Source organism: Actinacidiphila guanduensis (assembly GCF_900103985.1).
Taxonomy (GTDB): Bacteria; Actinomycetota; Actinomycetes; order Streptomycetales; family Streptomycetaceae; genus Actinacidiphila; species Actinacidiphila guanduensis.
Genome location: NZ_FNIE01000002.1, coordinates 345,362 through 366,553, shown reverse-complemented (window position 1 = coordinate 366,553; position 21,192 = coordinate 345,362). Strand labels below are relative to the sequence as shown.

The window sequence follows — 21,192 nt, the reverse complement described above, 5'->3', positions numbered from 1 at the left end:
CCCATCCACCGACACCGCATCCGACCCGGATACGAGCGCACCGAACACCGCCGGCCCAAGGACCGCGCCCCCGCCCCCCGGCACCCAATCGCCGACGACCGGCACCAGCCGGGCCAACTCGGCGGTGCCCGCCCATTCCGACCGCACAGGCGAACTCGCCCACGCCCAACTCCCCGCCCGGACGGGCCCCGACACCGCCGTGCCCCTGGCCGCCGCGACCGCGGGCGGCTGCGCGGTGCAGGTCGTCCGCGACAGCGAGGGGTTCGCGGCTCTCGGCCCCGCCTGGCAGCGGCTGCATCGGCGCTGCCCGCAGGCCACGCCCTTCCAGAGCCACGCCTGGCTGTACTCCTGGTGGCTGTCCTACGGGCGGCCGGGGCGGCTGCGGGTGGTCGTGGTGCGGCGGGGCGGCGAACTCGTGGCCGCCGCCGCGCTGATGCGGTTGCGGCGGCCGCTGCCCGCGCTGGTGGCGCTCGGCGGCGCCATCACCGACTACACCGACGTGCTGATCGACCCCGCCTGCGCCGACGAGGCCGCGGACGCCCTGCTGCGCGGGCTGCGCCGGGCCGCCCGCGGGGCCGTGGTGGACCTGCGCGAGGTGCGGGCGGGCGCGGCGGCCGAGACGCTGTGGCGGCAGTGGCCCGGACCTCGGCGGCGGGCGGCCGACTCGCTCTGCCTGGAGTTGCCGGGCGTGCCGATGGCCGAACTCGCCGCCCGGATCAGTGCGCAGAGCAGTTCGCGCGGCCAGCGGGTGCGCTCCGCGCTGCGCAAGATCGAGGCCGCGGGGATCGTGGAGCGGGACGTGCCGCCGCAGGAGGTGCCCGGCGCCGTCGACCGCATGCTGCGCCTGCACGCGGCCCAGTGGCGCGGCCGCGGGGTCACGCCCGAGCACCTGCGGCCGCGCTTCGCCGCCCACCTCGCCCGCGCCTGCACCGCGATGGCCGCCTCGGGTGAGGCGCTGCTCACCGAGTTCCTGCTCGACGGCACCCCCGTGGCCGCCAACCTCACGCTGCTCTCCCCCGCGCTGGCCGGCGGCTACCTCTTCGGCGCCGACCTGCCCGCGCTGCGGGCCGCCAAGGTGGACGCCACCACGCTGCTGATCCGCCACGGCGCCGCACACGCCTCGGCGGGCGGCCGGCCCGTGCTGAGCCTGCTGCGCGGCGACGAGCCACACAAGTCCCACTGGCGTCCGACACCTGCGCCCAACTCCCGCCTTTTGCTGAGCACTTGGCCGACCGCCCCTTTCCTGCTGGCGCTGTACGGCGCCCACCGCGGCCGCGCCCGCCTGAAGTCTCTGCGGGACGCGGCCCGCTCCCGCTGACGGCCGACCCCTGCCGGCAACTCCCGCCCCAACGGACCCAGCCCCGGCAGATCCCGCCGCAGCAGGTCCGGTCCCGGCGGATCCCGGCCGCCCGATCCGCCGTAACGGGACCCACCTCGGCAGATCCCCGCCAGCCGATCCGCCCCAACAGGGCCAGCCAGGCAGATCCCGGCCGCCCGATCCGCCGCATTGGGACGCAGCCCCGGCAGACCACAGCCGGCCGAACTGCCCTACCGGGACCCAGCGCCGACAGATCTCGCCCGGCAGACCCGCCGCCCCAACGAGCCCAGCACCGAGGGCTCCGCGTGGCCCTCCCTCGCAACCCACCGGGCGCCGCCTGCCGGGCAGGGCCTACGACGTCGGCGAGGCCGGCGCCTGCGCGGTGTCCGTCTCCTCGGGTCCCTCGCCCGTGGCCGCGCCGGAGGACTCGCCGGCACTCGCGTCACCCTCCGCGCTGCTCCCGTCCTGCGGGGCCGCCGTGCCCTCGGGTGCCGGGACGGTGGGCTCCTCCGGGGTCTGCGGCGCGGATTGCGGCGACGGCTCGTCCGGGGACGGCTGCTCGGTCTGCGGGGTGGGGGTCGCCGGCTGCGCATCGGACTGCCCCGGCCGCTGCTTGGGCGTCAGGTGCACGCACACCTCGCCGGAGGCGTACTCCTTGCGCATCTGCGCGGTGAGCCGCATCGGCGTGCACGTCCCGTCAGTCGGTGCGGGCGAGGGCGTGCGCGCCGGGGGAGCAGCGAATGCCGCAGCGGTCTGCTGGGCGTAGAGCAGCGCCCGGTAGACCTTCGAGGACTCCGGGTTCTGGTCGCAGGTCCACACGCCGTGCGGGCAGTAGTCGGTGAGCGTCTGGTAGAGCGGGTGGTGCGTGATGATCCAGGTGAGCATCAGGCTCATGTAGTCGGGGTCGTCGCCGTTGCGGAACAGGCCCCACTCCGGGTACGAGATCGCCTTCTTGTGCTCGGCGGCGAAGTCCACCTGCTCCTGCAACCCGTAGGGCTCGGTGACCTGCTGGTAGAAGGACTCGCCCGCGGGCTGGTCGTAGGAGTCCATGCCGATGACGTCCACGCTGGAGTCGCCCGGGTAGCACTGCGTCCACGCGATCGCGTCCTGGCCGCGGTTGGGGGCGAAGTCGAAGCGGAAGTGCTGGCCGGGGACGGCCCGCATGGCGGCCACGATCCGGTTCCAGTAGATCTTCCAGCCGTCCGGGTCGGGGCCGCAGCGGTGGCTGTAGGTGGTGCCGTTCATCTCCCAGCCGAGGACGACCACCGCGTTCTGCAGGCCGAGCCGCACCAGCCGCTGGGCGAGCCGGGTGAAGTGCGCGTCGTCCTCGCCGTCCGCGCCCTGCCTGATGAGCTGCGCGACCTCGCCGTCGGACAGGTGGGCCTCGTTGTCCTGCTGCATCGGCACGTTGAGCACGAACATCCGGCCGGGCTCGGCCTTCGTCCAGTCCGCCCACGGGGTGAGCAGGTCGTCGTCGCCCTCGATGTCCTGCCAGGTGTCGCCGGGCAGGTAGGTGTGGCCGACCCGGACCGGGGTGCCGCCGAGCCAGCGCTGCAGCCCGGCGAGGTTCGCCACGCCCTGGGCGCCGGAGTCGGTGAAGGCGCCGAAGGGCGGCAGCCCGGTCGCGTCGGCCGCCGGCGCCGCCGAGGCCGTCGGGGCGGCCTGCGGACGGGCTCCGCCCGAGGACGAGTCGTCGCCGAGCGCGGTGGCGGTCGCCCAGGACAGCAGCAGTGCCGCCACCGCGCCTGCCGCCGCCGCTCTGGTCCACCACTGGTGCCGGTCGGCCATGGCTACTCCTCGCTCGGTCGGGGACGCGCGGGCAAAAGGCGCCGCGCGGACGCGGCACTCACCCACTGCGGAAAGCCGCGTGACGGTCAGTCATAACGTACGAAGAAATGACGCGTGACCACCTTTAGGCCGTACGCGGCGTGCCGTGTCATACGGTCCGCTTGTCCTACCGGAGAGCCGTGGGAAAGCCGTCCCCGTCAATCCGCCGTGCCGTATCGGGAATTCGGGCCCGCACGCTTGACCCACCAGGGGTGGCCGAACTCACTCGTCCGGAGGAAATCGCGGAAACGATTTGCCCCTCGCCCCTCGTGGCGCCCGGACACCCGGCCCCGCGGCGGCATGATGTTCGCCGAACAAATAGGGAGGAGTCGGGCATGGTCTCACGCAGGAGAGTGCTCAGGACCGGACTCACCACCGCGGCCGCCGTCGCCGGCACCGCAGCAGCGCTCCGGCCGGTCGCCGCGGCCGGAATCACCCGTTCGGGCGCACCCGGCAGAGCGGCGGACCCCGCGCCCGGCGCCGGCATGAACGGTATGAGCGGCATGAGTGGCACGGAGCCGGCCGACCCCGCCGACGGCGGCACGCCCCTGTTCGACGAGGTCTACTGCGGCCGCCGCATCCAGGGCTTCACCGCCCCCGAGCCGGCCGGCGCCCGCATCCTCGTCGACGGCCGCGAGCTGGAGCTGATGCGCCGGGTGGACGGCAGCTGGATCAGCATGGCCAACCACTACCAGGCGTACGCCACCCCGCTGGACACCGCCCGCGGCGCGGTCGACGTCATTGGGCACGCCCAGCTGTCCGAGGCCGCCGCGCACCACCACTGACCGACCGAGCGCGAAGGGCCCGCACCTGTGTACACCCGGATGAACCAGCGGAATCTCACCAGCGACCAGCGCTCGCGCTTCGTCCAGGCGGTCCTGCAGCTCAAGCGGACCGGGCGGTACGACAAGTACGTCCGGCTGCACACCAAGTACTTCGCGGCCGACGGGGAGACCGGGCTGCGGATGGCCCACATGGCGCCCACCTTCTTCCCCTGGCACCGCCAGTTCCTGCTGGTCTTCGAGCACGAGCTGCAGATGTTCGACCCGAGCGTCACGATCCCCTACTGGGACTGGACCGCCGACCGCTCGCAGAACTCCGCGCTGTGGGACGACGACTTCATGGGCGGCAACGGCCGCAGCAGCGACGGCCAGGTGATGACCGGCCCGTTCGCCCACGTCAGCGGCAACTGGCCGATCACCTTCGGCGTCACCGACGAGAAGTACCTCACCCGCGACATGGGCCGCCCGGACCGCCCGATCGTGCTGCCCACCGCGGCCGAGCTGGCCGGCGCGCTGAAGATCGGCACCTACGACACCGCGCCCTGGAACTCCGCCCCCTCCACCCAGGGCTTCCGCAACAAGATGGAGGGCTGGACGGTCGGCGACGCCAAAGGCGGCTACCTGCACAACCGGGTGCACCAGTGGGTCGGCGGCCACATGACCGGCGGCTCCTCGCCCAACGACCCCGTGTTCTGGCTGCACCACGCCTTCATCGACCTGATCTGGGTGCGCTGGCAGCGGCAGCACCCGCACGCGGCCTTCTACCTGCCGAGCAGGCCGCTCGCCGCCTCCGACCCGCAGCACGGCCGGGTGCTCAGCGCGTCCGAGCCGATGCCGCCGTTCAACGTCAAGCCCTCCGCGGTGCTCGACCACCGCACGTACTACACGTACGAGGAGGAGTGACCCCGGCCGGCACCGGCCGCCCACGGCCCCCGTCGGCCCCTCACGCCCCCTTACCGCCCGCAGCGCGCGGAACGGCCCCCCGCCTCCGTCCGGAAGCGGGGGGCCGTCCCGCAGGCGCGGGCGCTGCTGCGCCGGGCTGTACCTGCTGATGCCTGGCTGCTGCCTAGTACCACGAACCGCCGTTGTCGGTCTGCGTGGTGGAGCTGTTCTCGCACTGGTTGCCGAACGCGGGGTTCAGCAGGCCGATGACGTCCACGGTGTTGCCGCAGACGTTCACCGGGATGTGCACCGGCACCTGGACGAGGTTGCCGGACAGGACGCCCGGGGAACCGACCGCAGCAGCTCCGGCGTTGGCGTCGGCGGAAGCCACACCAGCGCCGGCGGCCAGGGCGGCACCGGCGGCGGCGGTGAGGGCCGCAGCCTTTGCGATACGCGACATCAAGATCTCCTTGAGACGAATGCGAGAGAAGGAAAACGCCGCGTGATGCGGCTTTTGGCGCTCTGCGCAACGGCCGGGGGCACGAATGGTCACGCGCGTTGCGCCGAATCGGTGAGCGGCGGCGGGAGTTCACCGGGAAAAACGGCGCCTTGCCCGTCCGCGTGCCGCCGGAATACCCCGTCAGGCGCGCACCGGACGGGCATTCCCGTCTCCCGCCTCGGCCGCGGCTGCCACGTTCGGGGGAACATCGCGGCCGCGCGTCGCCCAGGAAGGTGACTTTGCCCCGGCCGCACCCCGCCCGCCGGTTAGGGTCCGCGCATGAGCCAGACCGACACCGCAGCCGCACCCTCGCTCCAGGCCCGCATGGGCACCCTCGTGGTGATCCCGTGGGCGGGCGCCGCCGAGGACGGCGCCGACATGCCCTTCCTGATGGCCTACTCGCTCGGCGACGGGGTGCAGGGCCCGCAGTCCGGCCAGGAGGCGGTGCTGGCCGCCGCCGAGGAGATCGGGCTGCCGGTGGGCGGCGAGGTGCTGGAGGTGGCGAACTCGCCCCGCACCGAGGTACGGGTGCTCGTGGAGGGCGGCAAGGCGGTGGTCACCATGCCGTACCTGAAGGCGACCTGCCCGGTGCCCCCCGAGTGGGAGGCCGCCGCCCGCGACCGCGGCACCGTCTACCTGATCCTCGCCAGCCGGCCCTGGCCGCAGGCACGGCCCGGGGCCCGGATCGACGAGGACCAGCTGCGCGCCTTCGCCGCCGACGAGGATGTGCTGCACACCGCCGCCCACGCCCTGGTCCCGGTGAGCACGATCCGCCGCTGACCCGCGCACGCCGGACGGGCGGGCCGGACGCGCAAGGGGTGCCCCTCCGGGCGGAGGGGCACCCCTTGCGCATACCTGCCGTGCCGGCCGGCCGCAGGCGCGCCGCCGGCCGGCCGGGGATCAGCTGTTGATCAGCTCGTTGCCGGCGCTCACCGCGTCCGCGCCGGCCTGCACGGCCTTCTGCACGGCGGCGACCTTCGGGCCCACGCCCGACTGCTGGACCACGCCGGAGGCGGCGCTGCCGGCCTGCTCGCCCGCGGTGGAGGCGGTCAGGGCGGTGCTCGTCAGGGTGGAGCTGAGGTCGGCCGCCTGGACGGCGGGTGCGGCGGCGGCCAGCACGAAGGAGCCGGCCGCGGCGGTGGTGAGGATGCGGAATACGTTCATGCGCCGTACAACGCCGCCTGCCGCCCGCAGGGCACGGCTGCGGGCGCCAGGCGTCAGCCCGCGTCCGCCGACTTCACCCGCACAGGTCTGTCCCCGGCCCCGCGCGGGTGCCCCGCCTCTGTTGCCGGGTCGTGACAACTGGCGCACATCGCCGCGAAGTTGACGGGTCACTGTGCTGTCAGCGCCGTATGGGCGCCCGACCGAACCGTCCGAGGGGGAAACCGACATGACCGCATCCGGCCGCCGCCGCAGAACCACCGCCGCCATCGCCTTGACCGCCGGCGTCACCGCCGGCGCGGCCCTGCTGTCCGCCTGCGGCCCCGACGACTCCGCGGCCCAGGACACCACCGCGCCCCCGGCCACCGGCACCACCACGGCCCCGCCGGCCGGAAGCCCCGCGGCCCTCAAGGGCACCGCGCACGGCGGCCTGACGATCAGCGACGGCAGCCGGTACGTGGTGATGAATGGCACCCGGGTCGACTTCGGCACCCTCGTACGCGATCTCGCCTGGTCCCCCGACGGCCGCACCGCCGCCTTCGTGGACGGTGACGGCGACCTCGCGGTGAGCAACCCGGACGGCATCGGCCGCAGGATCGTCGCCCGCAACCCCGGCGGCCAGACCTGGTCCCACCCCACCTTCCAGATCCGCGCGGCCGACCCGGCGAACGGCATGCCCGCCCTGGACAACCTGATCTTCGTCATCGCCGCCGGCGGCACCACCCGTCTCTACGCGGTTCCGGCCACCGCCCTGGGCGCCACGCCGAAGCCCATCGGGCTCAACGCGATCCCCGCCGAGGACGCGAAGCCGCTGCCGCAGACCGGCAACACCTGGCCCAACGGCGGCCCGGCGGGCGCGTCGGTCTACGCCAACCCCGGCACCGGCAAGGTCTACATCCGCGACGACAACCTGCGCCAGCAGGGCTCCGCGATCGCCCCGGGCGCAGAGCCCGCGATGGCGCAGGGCAGCGAGGAGGAGATCGTCTTCGTCCGCGCCGTGGACGGCCACGACCACCTCTTCGCCCAGGAGCGCACCGGCGACGGCGGCACCCCGCGGATCACCGACCTCACCCCGCACGCCACCACCGACTACACCGAGCCCGCGATCTCGCCCGACGGGTCGCAGATCGCCGCCCGCACCCCCGGGGGCATCGTCACCCTGCCCGCCGACGGCTCGGCCGCGCCCGTCCGCGTCTCCGCCTACAAGGGCCTGCCCGCCTACCGCAACTCCTGACCGGGCGCGGCGAGTTCGGCCCGCAGCGCGGCCAGGTGGGCGTCGGCGGTGTCGTGCGGCAGGAACTCCACGACGTCCAGGAAGCGGAAGAGGGTGCGGGTGGGCGTCACCGCGAACTCGTAGTCCGCGAAGCCGGTCACCGCGCCCAGCGCCCCGCGCGCCGCGCCCCGTACGACATGGGCGGTCAGGTCGTCGGGGCGCTCGGCGTCCAGCGACCGGCGGGCGTTGGGCCGGGCCAGGTAGGGGCAGACCATCGAGGCGTAGAGCATGCAGGCGCGGTGGCCGGGGCCCTCGGGGGTCGGCGCCATGTTCCGGTAGGGGTGCCCGGCCGCCAGCGCCTCGCCGATCGCGGCGGCCTCGGCGGCGCCCACCACCCGCCACACGGGCCCGCGCGGCATGAACGTCCCGCACACCGAGCACAGCCGCTCCCGCGCGCAGCGCGCACTGCGCTCCACATCGGTGAGCGCGAACTGCGGGTCCCCGTCCGCCCAGGGCGTGATCGCGGGCACCGGATACCCCCGCCCGTCCCGCGGCCGGGCGGCCACGGAAGGCGGCTGGGGCACGTCGTCGAATCGCACGGAGCCTCTTCCGCTGCTGCCGGTTCTGGAGGGGTGCCGCCGGGACGGGCGCGGCTCAGGGGGCCGGGGGCCTCGACTCGCGCCACTCGGCGACGGCCCTCTCCACGTCGAAGGGGGCCAGGTTCAGCGGCGGGCCCTCGGGCGGGCGGCGGATCGCGGCCTCGATCTTCCGGTTGACCGCGCCCAGGATGCGGCGCACCTGGCCCTCGGTGCGGGCCTCGGCCACGGCCGCCAGCGCGTCCTCGGCCTCCTTGCGCAGCACCAGCGTCGGGGGCAGGAACGACAGGCCCTCGCGCTGCATCTTGCGCTTGACCCACCACAGCTCGTCGTACGGCCCGCCCGCCGAGGGCAGCGGCTTCCCGCGGCCGGGCAGGTCGGCGAAGGCGCCGCGCTCCTCGGCCTCGCGGATCTGCCGGTCGGCCCAGGCCTCGAAGGAGACCCCGGGCGGCTTGCGTTCGGTCATGCCCGCTCCTCCCGGGTGGCAGGACGTCCTACGGGGCGCGCTCGATGCCGAGGCTAACAAGGCGGGGCGGCGAGCGGTACGCGGTCCGGGACACTCCGGCGGGACACAGCCGAACCTTTGGATACGGGCGTCGAGGCTGCGGGTGGGGGAGGTGGGCCGGTAGGCTTTCCGTGTGATCTTCAAGCGCATCGGAAACGGGCGGCCGTACCCGGACCACGGCCGGGTGAGCACGCGCGAGTGGGCGGACGTCGCCCCCCGTCCCGTGCGGCTGGACCAGTTGGTGACCACCAAGGGACAGCTCGACCTGGAGACACTTCTGGCCGAGGACTCCACGTTCTACGGGGACCTGTTCGCCCACGTCGTGAAGTGGCAGGGCGACCTGTATCTGGAGGACGGCCTGCACCGGGCCGTGCGCGCCGCGCTGCAGCAGCGGCAGGTGCTGCACGCCCGGGTCCTGGAGATGGACTGACAATCCGCTTACGCTGCGCTCATGAGCATGCTGACCCCCTCCGGGATGGGTGGGAAGTACCGGGTCACGGGAAACGCCTATCCGCGGATGCGGCCGCCCCGCAGGCGCGGCAAATTCATCGCGGTGCTGATCGCCGCGGTCGTCGTGCTCGGCCTCTTCGGCTGGGGGGCGCTGCAGCTCTACCACGTCTTCCGCGGGGACGACGGCAGCACGAAGGCGAGTTCCGCGCCGCAGGACCGCCCCTCGTGCGCCCCCGCGCCCACGCCCGCGCACACCGGCAAGCCCGTGCCGCTGCCGCAGCCGGCCCAGGTGACGATCGGCGTCTACAACGCGACCACCCGCGGCGGCCTGGCCAAGAGCACCGCCGACCAGCTGGCAAGCCGCGGCTTCAAGGTGGCGAAGTTCGGCAACGCCCCCGACCCGTACGACGGCAAGGTCACCGCGGCCGCGCTGGTCGTGGCCGGTCCCGCGGGTGAGGCGGCGGCCCGTGAGGCGGGCACCATGGTGTCCGGCTCGCAGGTGAAGATCGACCCGCACCGCAAGGGCAGCACCGTCGATGTGATGATCGGCAACGCCTTCGGCAAGCTCGCCACCCCCGCCGAGGCGGCCCAGAACCGCATCACCGCCCAGAACCCGCCGCCCGCCAAGCCGGTCTGCACCACCCCGGGCACGGACAAGGGCACGGGGACGTCCGACAAGGGCACGGCCAAGGCGGCGAAGAAGAGCTGACGGGCGGGGCGCCCGCCTCCTCAGTCCAGCCCGGTCCGCCCCGGTCCGCCCCGGTTCGCCTCGGTCCACCTCAGCCGCGTACGCCCGGCTGCGGCTCCTCCCGGGGAGGCGTCGCCGTCCAGCCCGCGAGCAGCTTCAGGCGCTCGGCCGTCGGCGAGCCCGGTTCCGCCGTGGAGACGCCGAGGGTCTGCTCCGGGTCGTCGGCCGGGGTGAACGCCTCGTAGCCGAGGACGAGGTCGCCCACCAGCGGATGGTGCAAGTGCTTGGTGCCGTGGGTGCGCTGGAAGACGTCGTGGTCGGCCCACCAGCGGCGGAAGTCCTGACTCTGCACGCTCAGTTCGCCGACGAGTTCGGCCAGCGCGGGATCGTGCGGGTGCTGGCCGGCGTAGAGCCGCAGAGAGGCGACGATGTTGCGGGCGGCGTCCTCCCAGTCCGCGTAGAGGGCGCCGACGGCGGGGTCGAGGAAGACCAGGCGGGCCATGTTGCGGTCGCGGACGGGCAGCGCGTCGAAGTCGGTGTAGACCGCGCGGGCCAGCGCGTTGGCGGCCAGGACGTCCAGCCGGCGGCCGTAGACCATGGCCGGCACGTCGTCGAGACTGTCCAGCAGCAGGCGCAGGCCGGGGCGGACCCGCTGCGGGGGCAGCGGGCGCGACCGGGTGCGGGTGGGTCTGGCGACCCGGAAGAGGTGGGCCCGCTCCAGATCGGTCAGCCGCAGGGCGCGGGCGAGGGCGTCGAGGACGGACGCCGAGACGTTCAGGTGGCGGCCGCGCTCCAGTCGCACGTAGTAGTCGACGCTGACGCCGGCGAGCAGGGCGACCTCCTCGCGGCGCAGGCCCGGGACCCGCCGGACGCCGGGGTGCGGCGGGAGGCCCGCCTGCTCGGGGCTGATCCGCGCGCGGCGCGAGCGCAGGAAGTCCCGCAACTCGGTGTTGGGTTCCCGGTCCATCCCTCCACCGTAGACCGGGCCGGGCCCGGTCCGGTTGCTGCAAGGGGGGTCTACCGGACCCCCGGTCGGGGCGGGTCTCCCGCCCCCGGCACGGGCGGTGCTTGGCTGACGGAAGGGGCTGCCGGGAGAGCGGCCCGGCCACCTGACGACCAACGGAGGCACCCATGAAGCGCAGAATCCTCGGCGGCACCGGTTTCTCGGTGAGCGAGTACGCGCTCGGCGCGATGATGTTCGGGGCGATGGGCAACACCGACCACGACGAGTCGGTACGCATGATCCGCACCGCGCTGGACGCCGGCATCAACCTCGTGGACACCGCCGACGTGTACTCCGGCGGCGAGTCCGAGGTGATCGTCGGCAAGGCGCTGCAGGGCCGGCGCGACGACGTCGTGCTGGCCACCAAGTTCGGCCTGCCGATGGGCGAGGACCCCAACCGGCGGGGCGGGTCGGCCCGGTGGATCCACCAGGCGGTGGAGGACAGCCTGCGCCGCCTGGGCACCGACCACATCGACCTGTACCAGATGCACCGCCCGGACCCGCGCACGGACGTGGACGAGACGCTCGGCGCGCTGTCGGACCTGGTGCGCGCGGGCAAGGTGCGGGCGATCGGCGGCTCGTTCTTCGCGCCCGACCAGATCGTGGAGGCGCAGTGGACCGCGGAGCGCCGCGGCCACCACCGCTTCCGCACCGAGCAGCCGCCGTACTCGATCCTCACCCGCGGGGTGGAGCAGCGGGTGCTGCCGGCCGCGCAGCGCTACGGCATGGGCGTGCTGACCTTCGGGCCGCTCAACTCGGGCTGGCTGTCGGGCCGGGCCGACCCCACCAGCGGGCACCGCAACGCGGGCCTGGGGGCCAAGATGTTCGACCTGTCGCTGCCGGGGGTGCGGGCCAAGGCCGAGGCGGTGGAGCAGCTGACCGCGCTCGCCAAGGAGGCCGGGCTGCCGCTGGCGCACATGGCCACCGCGTTCGTGCGCGCCCACCCGGCCGTCACCGCCGTGCTGATCGGCCCGCGCCGCCCGGAGCACCTGGCCGACCTGCTCGCCGGGGCCGACCTGGAACTGGACGACGACCTGATGGACCGGATCGACGCCATCGTGCCGCCCGGCACGGACGTCAACCCGGGCGACTTCTACATCGAGCCCGCCCCGGCGCTCACGGACAAGCGGCTGCGCCGCCGCTGAGCGGCGACCCCCGCGTGCGCCTCCCGCCCGCGGAGTCGTGGACGGGCCCGGCCGGCCGGCGGCAAGGTCCCGTCCGGCACGTCCCGTCCGGCCGCCGTACGGAACGGCGGGCCGCCGGACGGATCAGTACAGCTAGCCGACCGTGCCGTAGAGGCGGTCGCCCGCGTCGCCGAGGCCGGGGACGATGAAGCCGTGCTCGTTGAGCCGCTCGTCGATCGCGCCGGTGACCACGGTGACGGGCTGGCCGGCCAGCTCGCGCTCCATCAGCTCCACGCCCTCGGGGGCGGCGAGCAGGCACAGGGCGGTGACGTCGTCGGCGCCGCGGTCGATGAGCAGGCGGATCGCGGCGATCAGGGTGCCGCCAGTGGCCAGCATCGGGTCCACCACGTAGACCTGGCGGCCGGAGAGGTCCTCGGGCATGCGGGTGGCGTACGTCTGCGCCTGCAGGGTGTCCTCGTCGCGGACCATGCCGAGGAAGCCGACCTCGGCGGTGGGCAGCAGCCGGACCATGCCGTCGAGCATGCCGAGGCCCGCGCGCAGGATCGGCACCACCAGGGGGCGCGGGTAGGACAGCCGCACGCCCGTGGTGGGCGCCACCGGCGTGCGGACGTCGACCTGCTCGGTGCGCACGTCCCGGGTCGCCTCGTAGGCCAGCAGGGTGACCAGTTCGTCGGCGAGCCGGCGGAAGGTGGGCGAGTCCGTGCGCTCGTCGCGCAGGGTGGTGAGCTTGTGCGCGACCAGCGGGTGGTCGACAACGTGGAGACGCATGGGGACGACTGTATCGGCCGCGGCGTAAACGAGCCGATCGGGGGAATCCGAGACGGCAGGGCCGTTGCCGGCCCGGCCCGGTCGCCGGCGGCCGGGCTCGCGACAGGCGGGACGGTGACCCGATGCCGGAGCAGGTCGGCCGCAGTGGCCACGGTGGCCACAGCGGGAACAGCGGGAACAGCGAGCGCCCGGGACGGCAGGCCGAGCCGGACCCCGACAAGGAGCGCAGGCACCGGCGGGCGGCCTTCCTGCGCGAACTGGACGAGGCGCGCGAGCTGCGCGACCGGGTGCGCCCGCGCCGGGCGCGGGCCGCCAGGTTGCGCCAGCAGCTGCGGATGCGCACCTTCCGCTGGTAGCTCCGCCGGCTGCGAGGAGTGGCCCACGGGCGGACGCAGCGTGACCGCGGTGGGGCGCTCGGGTGACACGGCAGCCGGTCGGGTGTCCGCCATGATCGCGGTTTTCCGCAGAAGTGACCAAGTCCTGGCACGTCGCGGTGGCGAAGACCTCTCGCAACGCCCCGGTTTCTGCCACGATGCCGAGTGGGTGGGACCATCATGGAGCCTCACGCTCCTCTCGCTTCGGGCAGGAGCGTTCCGCAAGAGGGCCCCATCCGGTCCGGACGGCCTGAGACCTGTGGGAGAGTCACGGTGTACTTCGCCGCACTGCTCGCGCGCACCGAGGACGGTTGGCAAGCGAGCGAACCCGATCTCGACGATGTGGAAACCCTCGCCGACCTGAGCGACCTGGCTCGCGCGGCCGCCGACGAGGACGAAACGGTTCTGGTCTTCATCGAGCAGGAGGACGCCTGGTTCGGCGTCGTCCGGGTCGACGGGGAGGACGATCCCAGAATCTACGTGTCCGACGCGGCGGCGGCCGCCCGCAGCTCGTACGGGGAGATCCTGCTCACCGACGAGGTGCTGGGCCGCGACCCGGAGGACCTCGACAAGCTCGACGACCTGGTCGACCTCGACGGCACCGAGGACGGCGAGACCGACGACGACACCGACGAGGAGGCCGCGGTCGGGCTCCCGGAGGACCATGTGCCGGCCGGCCCGCTCGGCGAGACCGGGCTGCTCGCCGACCTGGGCATGAGCGCGACGGAACTGCTCGCGCTCAGCGGGGACGGCGCCCTGACCGGCGAGGCGCTCGGCGAGATCGCCGACGCCCTCGGTGCCGCCGACGTCCTGGAGGCCGTGCGCTGACACCTTCCCGGAACGGTGGTTCTCCCGGTGGCGCCCACGGCCGCCCCACCGGGCCCACCGGTACCGATGTCGTGCGGGCCCCTTGGGCACCCGCGATGCGGCTCGCCCTGGCCGAGGCCGAGCACGCCCCGCTCACCGGCGACGTACCGGTGGGCGCGGTCGTGCTGGGCCCCGACGGCGCGGTCCTCGCGCGCGCCCGCAACGAGCGCGAGGCCACCGGCGACCCCACCGCGCACGCCGAGGTGCTGGCCATCCGCCGGGCCGCGGACGCCCTCGGCGGCTGGCGGCTGACCGGCTGCACGCTGGCCGTCACGCTCGAACCGTGCACCATGTGCGCGGGCGCCATCGTGCTCTCCCGGCTGGACCGGGTCGTCTACGGCGCGCCCGACCCCAAGGCGGGCGCGGCCGGCTCGCTGTGGGACCTGGTGCGCGACCGCCGGCTCAACCACCGCCCCGAGGTGGTCGCCGAGGTGCTGCCGGAGCCGGCCGCGGCACTGCTCCAGCGCTTCTTCCGGCCGAACGATTTCTGAGCACGCCCCCGGGTGGGATAAGCTCTGCGACGGTAGCGTGTCCGAGCGGCCTAAGGAGCACGCCTCGAAAGCGTGTGAGGGGGCAACTCCTCCGTGGGTTCAAATCCCACCGCTACCGCTCTCGTATCGCGCAACGCCCGCCGGCTCCACGGAGTCGGCGGGCGTTGCGCGTTGGGCGGGTCGCGCGGGCTCAGACCAGTGCGCTGATCTGCTCGATGCGCTCGGCGAAGCCGTCGTCGGGCAGCGGCAGGTCCACGTCGTCGTCGACGAAGCGGACTGCGTGCCGGACGTAGGCCAGGGCGGCGCGGGCCGCGTCGGTGAAGCCCTTGCGGCGGGCGACCACGTGCAGGCAGGAGGCCCAGCCGAGGGTGTGGGCGTACCGGTCGGCGCTGCCGGTGCCCAGGGGGCGGCCGCGCAGCGGGTCGACCTGGTCCTGCCACCAGTCGGCCTCCTCGATCTCGCCGAGCGCCATGTGGTGCAGGTAGAGGCAGTAGGAGGCGGCCACGTCGTCGGCACCGGCGGCGTACTGCCACCAGAAGCGGGCGCTGTCCTCACGCCCCGCCAGGTGCAGCACGCACGCCAGCACCCGCGCGCCGGCCGGCTCCAGGACCCGGCCGCCGATGAAGGTGGACATGGTGTGCAGGGCGTCGTGCTCGCCGATCAGCAGCATGCACAGCTGCGACAGGTCGTCGCCGGCGTCGCCGACGGGCCCGTCCTCCTGGGTGCCGGGGGCGGTCCTGAGGCCTTGGCGGCGCAGCCGGTGGAAGGTGGCGTCGTCGAAGCTGATCGCCCCGCTCACCATCCGGCCGGCCGCCTTGGCGTCCAGCCGCGCCTCGGCCAGGGCCAGTTCCTCGTCGGTGTACTCCGGGGAGACCAGGCGGGCCTTGGCGAGCATCTCCTCCAGGGCGGCGGGGGCGGTCATCGGCAGGTCCCTTCCGTGGTGTCGAGCCCGAGGCTGCGGGCGAGCCGGCGGCGGGCGTCGCGGACGGTGGAGCGCACCGTGGCCTCGCTGACGTCGAGCAGGCGCGCGGTCTGCCGGGTGGTGTAGCCCAGCCGGTAGCGCAGCACCATGACGTCGTGCTGCCGCTCGGGCAGCAGCGCGATCGCCTGCTCCAGCGCGAGGTTGGTCTCCAGTTCCGCGATCGGGTCGGTGGCCAGCGTCAGTGCGGCCGACTCGAAGGCGGCGATGTCCACCGCGACCGGGCGCCGCCTGCTGGCCCGCACGGCGTCGATGGTGCGGCTCTTGACCACCGTCCAGGCGTACGCGGCCGGCGCGGGCCGGGCGACCACCGCGGGCCACTTGGCGAGCAGTTCGAGCATCGCCTCGTCCACCGCGTCCTCGGCCTCCGCGCGGGAGCCCAGGTGGAGGGCGGCCCAGCGGACGTAGGCACCGCGGTTGGCGCGGTGGAAGTCGGTGAACTCCACCGGTTCCGCGGGGTCGATGAGCTTGGCGGCGCGTGGGCGCCGGACCCGCGGCCCCGGCAGGCCGTCGGCGCTCACCTGCGGCCCTCCCTGCGGACGCGGCCGCTGCGGGCCAACTCCCTTGCGCCGGCCTTCACACCCAGCGCCAGCACCCGGCGCACCGCCTTGCGTGTGTCCGGGGCGAACGCGCGTGCCGCGGCGGCGGCCGCGAGGACGGTTTCCGCCGATTGAGCAGTGATCACGGGACCTGGTGGTCCTCTCAGCTAGTAGTGAGGACGCGGGCTCGAACACGAGCCCCGTCCGCGACCGTTGCGGAGCGGTCTTGCCTCATTACCGTTCGCCGATGCCCGTTCGTGCAGCCGCATCGGGCGGAAAATACTACCGACAGCCACCGGATGATCACATGAAGCCGCCTCACCAGGCGCCATGGCCGCCCGGCCGGTGCGCACTGTGAGGCATGCCACACCGGTTCGCCTCGGGTCCGGACCGGCCGCCCGCGGTGCGATCGGCGGATGATAGGGGTGCGACGGTGGCCGAGCCGGTACGCCATGGGGCGTAATAGGATTCGGCGATTGCACACTTGTGACCGCCGGGTGCGTCGGCGCGGCTGGGGAGGACAAGGAGCATGGCTCAGGCGAGGAAGATCGCCACGTGGGTGGTGCTGATCTTCGTGCTCTACACCATCATCGACCAGCCGGCCCGGGCCGCCGACCTCGTACAGGTGGGCTTCGTCGGGATTTCCAACGCCGCCAAGAGCCTGGGACAGTTCATGCACGACTTGGCCAACTGAGGGCCGGCGCGCGAGGCGAGGAGTGGCGATGATCCGTCATCTGGTGCTGTTCAAGCTGAACGAGGGTGTGAGCAGGGACGAGGAGCGGGTGGCCGCGGGCGCCCGCGCGTTCGAGGAGCTGGGCGCCAAGGTGCCCGAGGTGCGCTCCTGGGAGTGCGGGTGGAACGTGACGGACCGCCCGGTCGCCTACGACTTCGCCATCAACTCCTCGGTGGAGGACACCGACGCGCTCGGCCGCTACCTCGAACACCCCGCCCACCAAGCCGCGGTGGCGCCCTGGGCGGAGTTCGCCACCTGGGTGATCGCCGACTACGAGATCTGACACCCGGGCGGCCCCGGCCGCCCGAGGCCCGCGAGGCCCCCGAAGTTCCCCCGAAGCCCTCCACCCCCGGGTGGGGGGCTTCGCCGTGTCGCCGCCCCGCCGTGCCCGCATTCGTACAACACGGCAATATACGGTGCTTGCACAAAGCACACATGAATTGTGATGCTATGACCGCTTTTGCCGGATCGTTGTGCCGGATCGTCGTGGCAGAGCGTTGTGCCAGATGCCGAACCGCTGGAGTGGACCGATAAGGGGTGTGGTGTGCCGGTGCCGGCCCATACGGCGTCAACCGCCGCGACCGCGTACCCGCGCGGCAGGACGCGCCCGCCGAACAGCAACGCCGCCGACGCGCGCGCCCTCACCCAGGTGCTCTTCGAGCAGCTGGCGAAGCTGGAGCCCGGCACCCCCGAGCACACCCGGGTCAGGGCCGCCCTCATCGAGGTGAACCTCCCCCTGGTGCGCTACGCCGCCGCCCGCTTCCGCAGCCGCAACGAGCCCATGGAGGACGTCGTCCAGGTCGGCACCATCGGCCTGATCAACGCCATCGACCGGTTCGACCCCGAGCGCGGCGTGCAGTTCCCCACCTTCGCCATGCCCACCGTGGTGGGCGAGATCAAGCGCTACTTCCGCGACAACGTGCGCACCGTGCACGTGCCGCGCCGGCTGCACGAGCTGTGGGTCCAGGTCAGCGGCGCCATCGAGGACCTGACGGTGCTGCACGGCCGCTCGCCGACCACCGCGGAGATCGCCGAGCGGCTGAAACTCTCCGAGGAGGAGGTGCTCTCCTGCCTGGAGGCCGGCCGCGCCTACCACGCCACCTCGCTGGAGGCCGCCCAGGAGGGCGACGGCGCCCCCGGCCTGCTGGACCGGCTCGGCTACGAGGACCCCGCGCTCAGCGGCGTCGAGCACCGCGACCTGGTCCGGCACCTCCTGGTGCAGCTGCCCGAGCGCGAGCGGCGCATCCTGCTGCTGCGCTACTTCGGCAACCTGACGCAGTCGCAGATCAGCGCTGAGCTGGGCGTCTCCCAGATGCACGTCTCCCGGCTGCTCTCACGCAGCTTCGCCCGGCTGCGATCCGCAAACCAGATCGACACATGACCCGCAGGGATTAGGCCACCTGCACGGATAAGTCGACATGACGCTACAGCGTGTTGCCGACATGTGACATTCTGCGGAGAGCGCGTTTGTGACGGCCGGTCCTCCGGTATCCCAGAGGAGGAACAACCCCGGCGTCCCAGGCGCCAGTCCGCGACCTCAAGGGGGTGGCATGTCCGTACAGGTGGGCAGTCCCAAGGTGCTCCTTACCGACGCATCCGGCGCCATGGACGCAGGTGAGACGGCCGAATCGGCCGTCATCGGCAGCCTCGACTCCGCCGACGCGGCCGATGTCGCCGAGGCCACCGGCGCCCTCGTGGCCGCCGAGGCCGAGGCGGAGGCCGCCGGCACCGACGCCGTCGCGCCGCACGACGCCCTGCCCGGCACCCGCGCCGGCGAGGCCATCGACACCCGCACGCTGTCCCGTTCGCTCTTCCTCCGCCTGGCGGAGCTGCGGGCCGACAGCCCCGAGCGGGCCTACGTGCGCGACACCCTGATCGAGCTCAACCTGCCCCTGGTCAGGTACGCGGCGGCCCGCTTCCGCAGCCGCAACGAGCCGATGGAGGACATCGTCCAGGTCGGCACGATCGGCCTGATCAAGGCGATCGACCGGTTCGACTGCGAGCGCGGCGTGGAGTTCCCCACCTTCGCGATGCCCACCATCGTCGGCGAGGTGAAGCGGTTCTTCCGCGACACGTCCTGGTCGGTGCGGGTGCCCCGGCGGCTGCAGGAGCTGCGGCTGGCGCTCACCAAGGCCAGCGACGAACTCTCCCAGCGCCTGGACCGCTCGCCCACCGTCGCCGAACTGGCCGGCTGCCTCGGCGTCTCGGAGGAGGACGTGGTCGACGGACTCGCCGTCGGCAACGCCTACACCGCCAGCTCCCTGGACTCCCCGCCGCCGGAGGACGACGGTGGCGAGGGCACCCTCGCCGACCGGCTCGGCTACGAGGACAGCGCCCTCGAAGGCGTCGAGTACCGCGAGTCCCTCAAGCCGCTGCTGGCCCAACTGCCGCCGCGCGAGCGGCAGATCATCATGCTGCGGTTCTTCGCCAACATGACCCAGTCGCAGATCGGCGAGGAGGTCGGCATCTCCCAGATGCACGTCTCCCGGCTGCTGACCCGCACCCTGGCCCAGCTGCGCGAGGGCCTGACCGCGGAGGCGTAGGAAGGGGAGGAGTGGTCGCCGGCCGCCCCAGGACAGCCGCGGCAGCCGCCGGGCCGTCCGCGCCAGGTGCCCGCGCGAGGCTACTTCAGCGCGAGCGCGACCACTCCCACGATGACCACCACGGCGATGATCACACCGATCACCAGGCCGGCCCGGCTACGGGTCTGGGCCTGCTGCACCTGCGCGGGCGCCGGCTGCTCGTCGACGAACGCACGGAACATCTGCGTGCTGCCCGCCGGGTCGTAGTTGTTCTCAGGGTTGGGCGTGGAGTTCGACATGCCGCCTGACCCTAGCGTGTCGGCGGAACAGCCCGCACCCCCCTCTTGTTGCCTTGACACATGGCACGCATCGGCAACTCTGAACTCGACGTCTTCCCGCTCTCGCTGGGCGGCAACGTCTTCGGCTGGTCCGCGGACGAGGCGCAGTCCTTCACCGTCCTGGACGCCTTCGCCGCCGCGGGCGGCGACTTCATCGACACCGCGGACGTCTACTCCGCCTGGGTCCCGGGCAACTCCGGGGGCGAGTCCGAGACGATCATCGGCCACTGGCTGGCCCGCCGCGGCCGCCGGGACGACATCGTGGTCGCCACCAAGGTCGGCAGCCACCCGGACTTCAAGGGCCTGAAGGCCGAGACGATCAAGAAGGGCGCCGAGGCGTCCCTGCGCCGTCTGGGCACCGAGTACATCGACCTCTACTACACGCACTTCGACGACCCCTCCACGCCCGTGGAGGAGATCATCACCGCGCTGGACGATCTGGTGAAGGCGGGCAAGGTGCGGGCCATCGGCGCCTCGAACATCTCGCCCGAACGGCTCGCCGCCTCACTGGACTTCTCCGAGCGCGAGGGCCTGGCCCGCTACGAGATCCTGCAGCCGAAGTACAACCTCGTCGAGCGCGACAGCTACGAGGGCCCGCTCGCCGACCTCGTCGCCGCCCGCGGCCTGTCCGCCGCCCCGTACTTCGGCCTCGCCTCCGGCTTCCTCACCGGCAAGTACCGCCCGGGCGGCCCGGCCGTGGAGAGCGTGCGCTCCGAGCGCGCGGCCGGCTACCTGCAGACCGCGTCCGGCCCGAAGGTGCTCGAGGCACTGGACCGGATCGCGGCCGCGCACGACGCCGAAGTCGCCACGGTGGCCCTGGCCTGGCTCGCCGCGCAGCCCACGGTGGTCGCCCCGATCGCCAGCGCCCGCACCCCCGAGCAGCTGCCCGCGCTGCTGGCCGTGGCCGGACTGCAGCTCACCCCGGCGGAGGTGACGGAACTCACGGAGGCGTCCTCCTGAGCCGTCCCGCACAGCCGGACCGCCGACCGTGAGGCCGCGGGGGCGCCCCGAGACGCGGGGAGCTCTTGCGGTGTACACGGAACGCTCTTACGGTTGCTTCAGGCAACCATGGAACGCGTCAGTGGGCCCTGCCCCGGGTAAACGGCAGGCAGGAGAAGCAGCACGACGAATCAGCTCCCGGCCGCCGCGCCCCTCGCCACAGCGGAGAGGCCCAGGGGCGCACGGCACGGGACGGGTCCTGGCGGCGGCGGAAGCAGGGGACGGCCGAGGCCGACCGCCGGGACCTATTCACGGGCGCCGCACTTTCCCTTCGGGGCGGCGCTCCGGCGGTACGGGGTTCTTCGGCCCGTAAGAGAGTTCTCGGTTCGTACACGGCTGCGCGAGGCTCGTACGGGGCCGCGCCCGGCTCGTACCGGAGTCCTCCGCCCCGTACGGGATCACGCCCGGCTCATAGAGGAGTCCTCCTGCTCGTGCGGGAGTCCTCGCGAGGCTTGCCCCCCGTGACCTGCCCACAGCCTTACGGACCGCCCGCCCGGGCCCGACGTAGGCTGC

General features: G+C 73.4%; 27 protein-coding genes and 1 tRNA gene. 17 read left to right on the top strand and 11 right to left on the bottom strand.

Annotated elements, in window-relative coordinates; genetic code table 11:
- The first annotated feature begins 124 nt into the window (after positions 1-124).
- On the top strand, positions 125-1,318 hold the full coding sequence (locus BLR33_RS04920; protein ID WP_407639633.1) for a GNAT family N-acetyltransferase: 1,194 nt from the start codon (positions 125-127) through the stop codon (positions 1,316-1,318).
- Between the two features lie 351 nt (positions 1,319-1,669).
- On the opposite strand, the gene BLR33_RS04915 is transcribed toward BLR33_RS04920, so the two are convergent.
- Positions 1,670-3,106, bottom strand: coding sequence for a glycoside hydrolase family 26 protein (locus BLR33_RS04915; protein WP_107408838.1), 1,437 nt, complete (start codon positions 3,104-3,106; stop codon positions 1,670-1,672).
- A gap of 374 nt (positions 3,107-3,480) precedes the next feature.
- On the opposite strand from BLR33_RS04915, the gene BLR33_RS04910 reads away from it, so the two are divergent.
- Both BLR33_RS04910 and BLR33_RS04905 read left to right on the top strand, forming a co-directional pair.
- The gene (locus BLR33_RS04910) at positions 3,481-3,930 is read left to right on the top strand and encodes a tyrosinase family oxidase copper chaperone (RefSeq protein ID WP_093783013.1); all 450 of its coding nucleotides are present in this window, start codon (positions 3,481-3,483) and stop codon (positions 3,928-3,930) included.
- Between the two features lie 39 nt (positions 3,931-3,969).
- Entirely contained in the window at positions 3,970-4,830 is an 861-nt protein-coding gene (locus BLR33_RS04905) for a tyrosinase family protein (RefSeq protein ID WP_245771158.1), read from the top strand.
- Positions 4,831-4,993: 163 nt separating this feature from the next.
- On the opposite strand, the gene BLR33_RS04900 is transcribed toward BLR33_RS04905, so the two are convergent.
- Positions 4,994-5,269, bottom strand: a complete 276-nt coding sequence (locus tag BLR33_RS04900) for a chaplin (protein ID WP_093783011.1) — start codon at positions 5,267-5,269, stop codon at positions 4,994-4,996.
- 318 nt (positions 5,270-5,587) lie between these two features.
- Between BLR33_RS04900 and BLR33_RS04895 the strand changes: the two genes are divergently transcribed.
- Positions 5,588-6,088, top strand: coding sequence for a DUF5949 family protein (locus BLR33_RS04895; protein WP_093783010.1), 501 nt, complete (start codon positions 5,588-5,590; stop codon positions 6,086-6,088).
- A 120-nt stretch (positions 6,089-6,208) separates the two neighbouring features.
- Here BLR33_RS04895 and BLR33_RS35025 read toward each other — a convergent pair whose 3' ends face one another.
- Positions 6,209-6,472 (bottom strand): hypothetical protein, encoded by a 264-nt coding sequence (locus tag BLR33_RS35025; RefSeq protein ID WP_093783009.1) that lies wholly within the window; start codon positions 6,470-6,472, stop codon positions 6,209-6,211.
- 226 nt (positions 6,473-6,698) lie between these two features.
- Between BLR33_RS35025 and BLR33_RS04885 the strand changes: the two genes are divergently transcribed.
- On the top strand, positions 6,699-7,703 hold the full coding sequence (locus BLR33_RS04885; RefSeq protein ID WP_093783008.1) for a TolB-like translocation protein: 1,005 nt from the start codon (positions 6,699-6,701) through the stop codon (positions 7,701-7,703).
- Here BLR33_RS04885 and BLR33_RS04880 read toward each other — a convergent pair.
- Both BLR33_RS04880 and BLR33_RS04875 read right to left on the bottom strand, forming a co-directional pair.
- Positions 7,688-8,281 (bottom strand): hypothetical protein, encoded by a 594-nt coding sequence (locus BLR33_RS04880; RefSeq protein ID WP_093783007.1) that lies wholly within the window; start codon positions 8,279-8,281, stop codon positions 7,688-7,690. The genes BLR33_RS04885 and BLR33_RS04880 overlap by 16 nt on opposite strands.
- 55 nt (positions 8,282-8,336) lie before the next feature.
- A complete protein-coding gene (locus tag BLR33_RS04875; RefSeq protein WP_093783006.1) occupies positions 8,337-8,744 on the bottom strand; it encodes a DnaJ family domain-containing protein in 408 nt (135 codons plus the stop codon).
- A 172-nt stretch (positions 8,745-8,916) separates the two neighbouring features.
- Between BLR33_RS04875 and BLR33_RS04870 the strand changes: the two genes are divergently transcribed.
- On the top strand, positions 8,917-9,213 hold the full coding sequence (locus BLR33_RS04870) for a type II toxin-antitoxin system VapB family antitoxin (RefSeq protein ID WP_093712089.1): 297 nt from the start codon (positions 8,917-8,919) through the stop codon (positions 9,211-9,213).
- Positions 9,214-9,234: 21 nt separating this feature from the next.
- A complete protein-coding gene (locus BLR33_RS04865) occupies positions 9,235-9,942 on the top strand; it encodes a LytR C-terminal domain-containing protein (protein ID WP_093783005.1) in 708 nt (235 codons plus the stop codon).
- Positions 9,943-10,012: 70 nt separating this feature from the next.
- On the opposite strand, the gene BLR33_RS04860 is transcribed toward BLR33_RS04865, so the two are convergent.
- Positions 10,013-10,888: a helix-turn-helix domain-containing protein gene (locus BLR33_RS04860; protein ID WP_093783004.1), complete on the bottom strand. Its 876-nt coding sequence runs from the start codon at positions 10,886-10,888 to the stop codon at positions 10,013-10,015.
- 164 nt (positions 10,889-11,052) lie between these two features.
- Between BLR33_RS04860 and BLR33_RS04855 the strand changes: the two genes are divergently transcribed.
- Positions 11,053-12,069, top strand: a complete 1,017-nt coding sequence (locus tag BLR33_RS04855) for an aldo/keto reductase (RefSeq protein WP_093783003.1) — start codon at positions 11,053-11,055, stop codon at positions 12,067-12,069.
- A 132-nt stretch (positions 12,070-12,201) separates the two neighbouring features.
- Here the strand turns inward: BLR33_RS04855 and upp are convergent, their stop codons facing one another.
- Positions 12,202-12,837, bottom strand: coding sequence for a uracil phosphoribosyltransferase (gene upp, locus BLR33_RS04850; protein WP_093783002.1), 636 nt, complete (start codon positions 12,835-12,837; stop codon positions 12,202-12,204).
- A gap of 122 nt (positions 12,838-12,959) precedes the next feature.
- Between upp and BLR33_RS04845 the strand changes: the two genes are divergently transcribed.
- The 4 genes from BLR33_RS04845 to BLR33_RS04830 all read left to right on the top strand — a co-directional run bounded on the left by BLR33_RS04845 (position 12,960) and on the right by BLR33_RS04830 (position 14,687).
- Positions 12,960-13,193 carry a hypothetical protein gene (locus tag BLR33_RS04845; RefSeq protein WP_093783001.1) on the top strand — a complete coding sequence of 78 codons (234 nt, stop codon included), beginning with the start codon at positions 12,960-12,962 and terminating at the stop codon, positions 13,191-13,193.
- 291 nt (positions 13,194-13,484) lie between these two features.
- Positions 13,485-14,039, top strand: a complete 555-nt coding sequence (locus BLR33_RS04840; protein WP_093783000.1) for a tRNA adenosine deaminase-associated protein — start codon at positions 13,485-13,487, stop codon at positions 14,037-14,039.
- A gap of 95 nt (positions 14,040-14,134) precedes the next feature.
- Positions 14,135-14,569 carry a nucleoside deaminase gene (locus BLR33_RS04835; protein ID WP_093782999.1) on the top strand — a complete coding sequence of 145 codons (435 nt, stop codon included), beginning with the start codon at positions 14,135-14,137 and terminating at the stop codon, positions 14,567-14,569.
- Between the two features lie 31 nt (positions 14,570-14,600).
- A tRNA-Ser gene (locus tag BLR33_RS04830) sits at positions 14,601-14,687 on the top strand.
- 72 nt (positions 14,688-14,759) lie between these two features.
- Here the strand turns inward: BLR33_RS04830 and BLR33_RS04825 are convergent.
- From BLR33_RS04825 to BLR33_RS35020, 3 genes are read right to left on the bottom strand one after another with little or no spacing between them, the layout of a single operon-like run.
- Positions 14,760-15,491 (bottom strand): hypothetical protein, encoded by a 732-nt coding sequence (locus BLR33_RS04825; RefSeq protein WP_093782998.1) that lies wholly within the window; start codon positions 15,489-15,491, stop codon positions 14,760-14,762.
- The gene (locus BLR33_RS04820) at positions 15,488-16,069 is read right to left on the bottom strand and encodes a sigma-70 family RNA polymerase sigma factor (protein ID WP_245771156.1); all 582 of its coding nucleotides are present in this window, start codon (positions 16,067-16,069) and stop codon (positions 15,488-15,490) included. Before BLR33_RS04820 ends, BLR33_RS04825 begins: the two co-directional genes overlap by 4 nt.
- Positions 16,066-16,233, bottom strand: a complete 168-nt coding sequence (locus tag BLR33_RS35020) for a hypothetical protein (protein WP_176930127.1) — start codon at positions 16,231-16,233, stop codon at positions 16,066-16,068. The genes BLR33_RS04820 and BLR33_RS35020 overlap by 4 nt, the downstream gene beginning before the upstream one ends.
- Before the next feature lie 383 nt (positions 16,234-16,616).
- Between BLR33_RS35020 and BLR33_RS35015 the strand changes: the two genes are divergently transcribed.
- The 4 genes from BLR33_RS35015 (at position 16,617) to BLR33_RS04805 (ending at position 19,363) form a co-directional block, all read left to right on the top strand.
- A complete protein-coding gene (locus BLR33_RS35015; protein ID WP_176930126.1) occupies positions 16,617-16,781 on the top strand; it encodes a hypothetical protein in 165 nt (54 codons plus the stop codon).
- 28 nt (positions 16,782-16,809) lie between these two features.
- On the top strand, positions 16,810-17,103 hold the full coding sequence (locus tag BLR33_RS04815; protein WP_093782997.1) for a Dabb family protein: 294 nt from the start codon (positions 16,810-16,812) through the stop codon (positions 17,101-17,103).
- Between the two features lie 267 nt (positions 17,104-17,370).
- The gene (locus BLR33_RS04810) at positions 17,371-18,201 is read left to right on the top strand and encodes an RNA polymerase sigma factor SigF (protein WP_245771206.1); all 831 of its coding nucleotides are present in this window, start codon (positions 17,371-17,373) and stop codon (positions 18,199-18,201) included.
- A gap of 169 nt (positions 18,202-18,370) precedes the next feature.
- Complete coding sequence (locus tag BLR33_RS04805) at positions 18,371-19,363, top strand: RNA polymerase sigma factor SigF (protein ID WP_093782996.1); 993 nt, start codon at positions 18,371-18,373, stop codon at positions 19,361-19,363.
- An 80-nt stretch (positions 19,364-19,443) separates the two neighbouring features.
- On the opposite strand, the gene BLR33_RS04800 is transcribed toward BLR33_RS04805, so the two are convergent.
- Positions 19,444-19,641 carry a hypothetical protein gene (locus BLR33_RS04800; RefSeq protein ID WP_093782995.1) on the bottom strand — a complete coding sequence of 66 codons (198 nt, stop codon included), beginning with the start codon at positions 19,639-19,641 and terminating at the stop codon, positions 19,444-19,446.
- Between the two features lie 60 nt (positions 19,642-19,701).
- Between BLR33_RS04800 and BLR33_RS04795 the strand changes: the two genes are divergently transcribed.
- Complete coding sequence (locus BLR33_RS04795) at positions 19,702-20,640, top strand: aldo/keto reductase (protein WP_093782994.1); 939 nt, start codon at positions 19,702-19,704, stop codon at positions 20,638-20,640.
- Positions 20,641-21,192 lie beyond the last annotated feature (552 nt).

Excerpts from the sequence above, each read along its gene's own strand:
- BLR33_RS04915 (WP_107408838.1), bottom strand. The coding sequence starts at position 3,106 with ATGGCCGACCGGCACCAGTGGTGGACCAGAGCGGCGGCGGCAGGCGCG.
- BLR33_RS04910 (WP_093783013.1), top strand. The coding sequence starts at position 3,481 with ATGGTCTCACGCAGGAGAGTGCTCAGGACCGGACTCACCACCGCGGCC.
- BLR33_RS04905 (WP_245771158.1), top strand. The coding sequence starts at position 3,970 with ATGAACCAGCGGAATCTCACCAGCGACCAGCGCTCGCGCTTCGTCCAG.
- BLR33_RS04900 (WP_093783011.1), bottom strand. The coding sequence starts at position 5,269 with ATGTCGCGTATCGCAAAGGCTGCGGCCCTCACCGCCGCCGCCGGTGCC.
- BLR33_RS04895 (WP_093783010.1), top strand. The coding sequence starts at position 5,588 with ATGAGCCAGACCGACACCGCAGCCGCACCCTCGCTCCAGGCCCGCATG.
- BLR33_RS35025 (WP_093783009.1), bottom strand. The coding sequence starts at position 6,472 with ATGAACGTATTCCGCATCCTCACCACCGCCGCGGCCGGCTCCTTCGTG.
- BLR33_RS04885 (WP_093783008.1), top strand. The coding sequence starts at position 6,699 with ATGACCGCATCCGGCCGCCGCCGCAGAACCACCGCCGCCATCGCCTTG.
- BLR33_RS04875 (WP_093783006.1), bottom strand. The coding sequence starts at position 8,744 with ATGACCGAACGCAAGCCGCCCGGGGTCTCCTTCGAGGCCTGGGCCGAC.
- BLR33_RS04865 (WP_093783005.1), top strand. The coding sequence starts at position 9,235 with ATGAGCATGCTGACCCCCTCCGGGATGGGTGGGAAGTACCGGGTCACG.
- BLR33_RS04860 (WP_093783004.1), bottom strand. The coding sequence starts at position 10,888 with ATGGACCGGGAACCCAACACCGAGTTGCGGGACTTCCTGCGCTCGCGC.
- BLR33_RS04855 (WP_093783003.1), top strand. The coding sequence starts at position 11,053 with ATGAAGCGCAGAATCCTCGGCGGCACCGGTTTCTCGGTGAGCGAGTAC.
- upp (WP_093783002.1), bottom strand. The coding sequence starts at position 12,837 with ATGCGTCTCCACGTTGTCGACCACCCGCTGGTCGCGCACAAGCTCACC.
- BLR33_RS04845 (WP_093783001.1), top strand. The coding sequence starts at position 12,960 with ATGCCGGAGCAGGTCGGCCGCAGTGGCCACGGTGGCCACAGCGGGAAC.
- BLR33_RS04835 (WP_093782999.1), top strand. The coding sequence starts at position 14,135 with ATGCGGCTCGCCCTGGCCGAGGCCGAGCACGCCCCGCTCACCGGCGAC.
- BLR33_RS04825 (WP_093782998.1), bottom strand. The coding sequence starts at position 15,491 with ATGACCGCCCCCGCCGCCCTGGAGGAGATGCTCGCCAAGGCCCGCCTG.
- BLR33_RS35015 (WP_176930126.1), top strand. The coding sequence starts at position 16,617 with ATGGCTCAGGCGAGGAAGATCGCCACGTGGGTGGTGCTGATCTTCGTG.
- BLR33_RS04815 (WP_093782997.1), top strand. The coding sequence starts at position 16,810 with ATGATCCGTCATCTGGTGCTGTTCAAGCTGAACGAGGGTGTGAGCAGG.
- BLR33_RS04805 (WP_093782996.1), top strand. The coding sequence starts at position 18,371 with ATGTCCGTACAGGTGGGCAGTCCCAAGGTGCTCCTTACCGACGCATCC.
- BLR33_RS04800 (WP_093782995.1), bottom strand. The coding sequence starts at position 19,641 with ATGTCGAACTCCACGCCCAACCCTGAGAACAACTACGACCCGGCGGGC.
- BLR33_RS04795 (WP_093782994.1), top strand. The coding sequence starts at position 19,702 with ATGGCACGCATCGGCAACTCTGAACTCGACGTCTTCCCGCTCTCGCTG.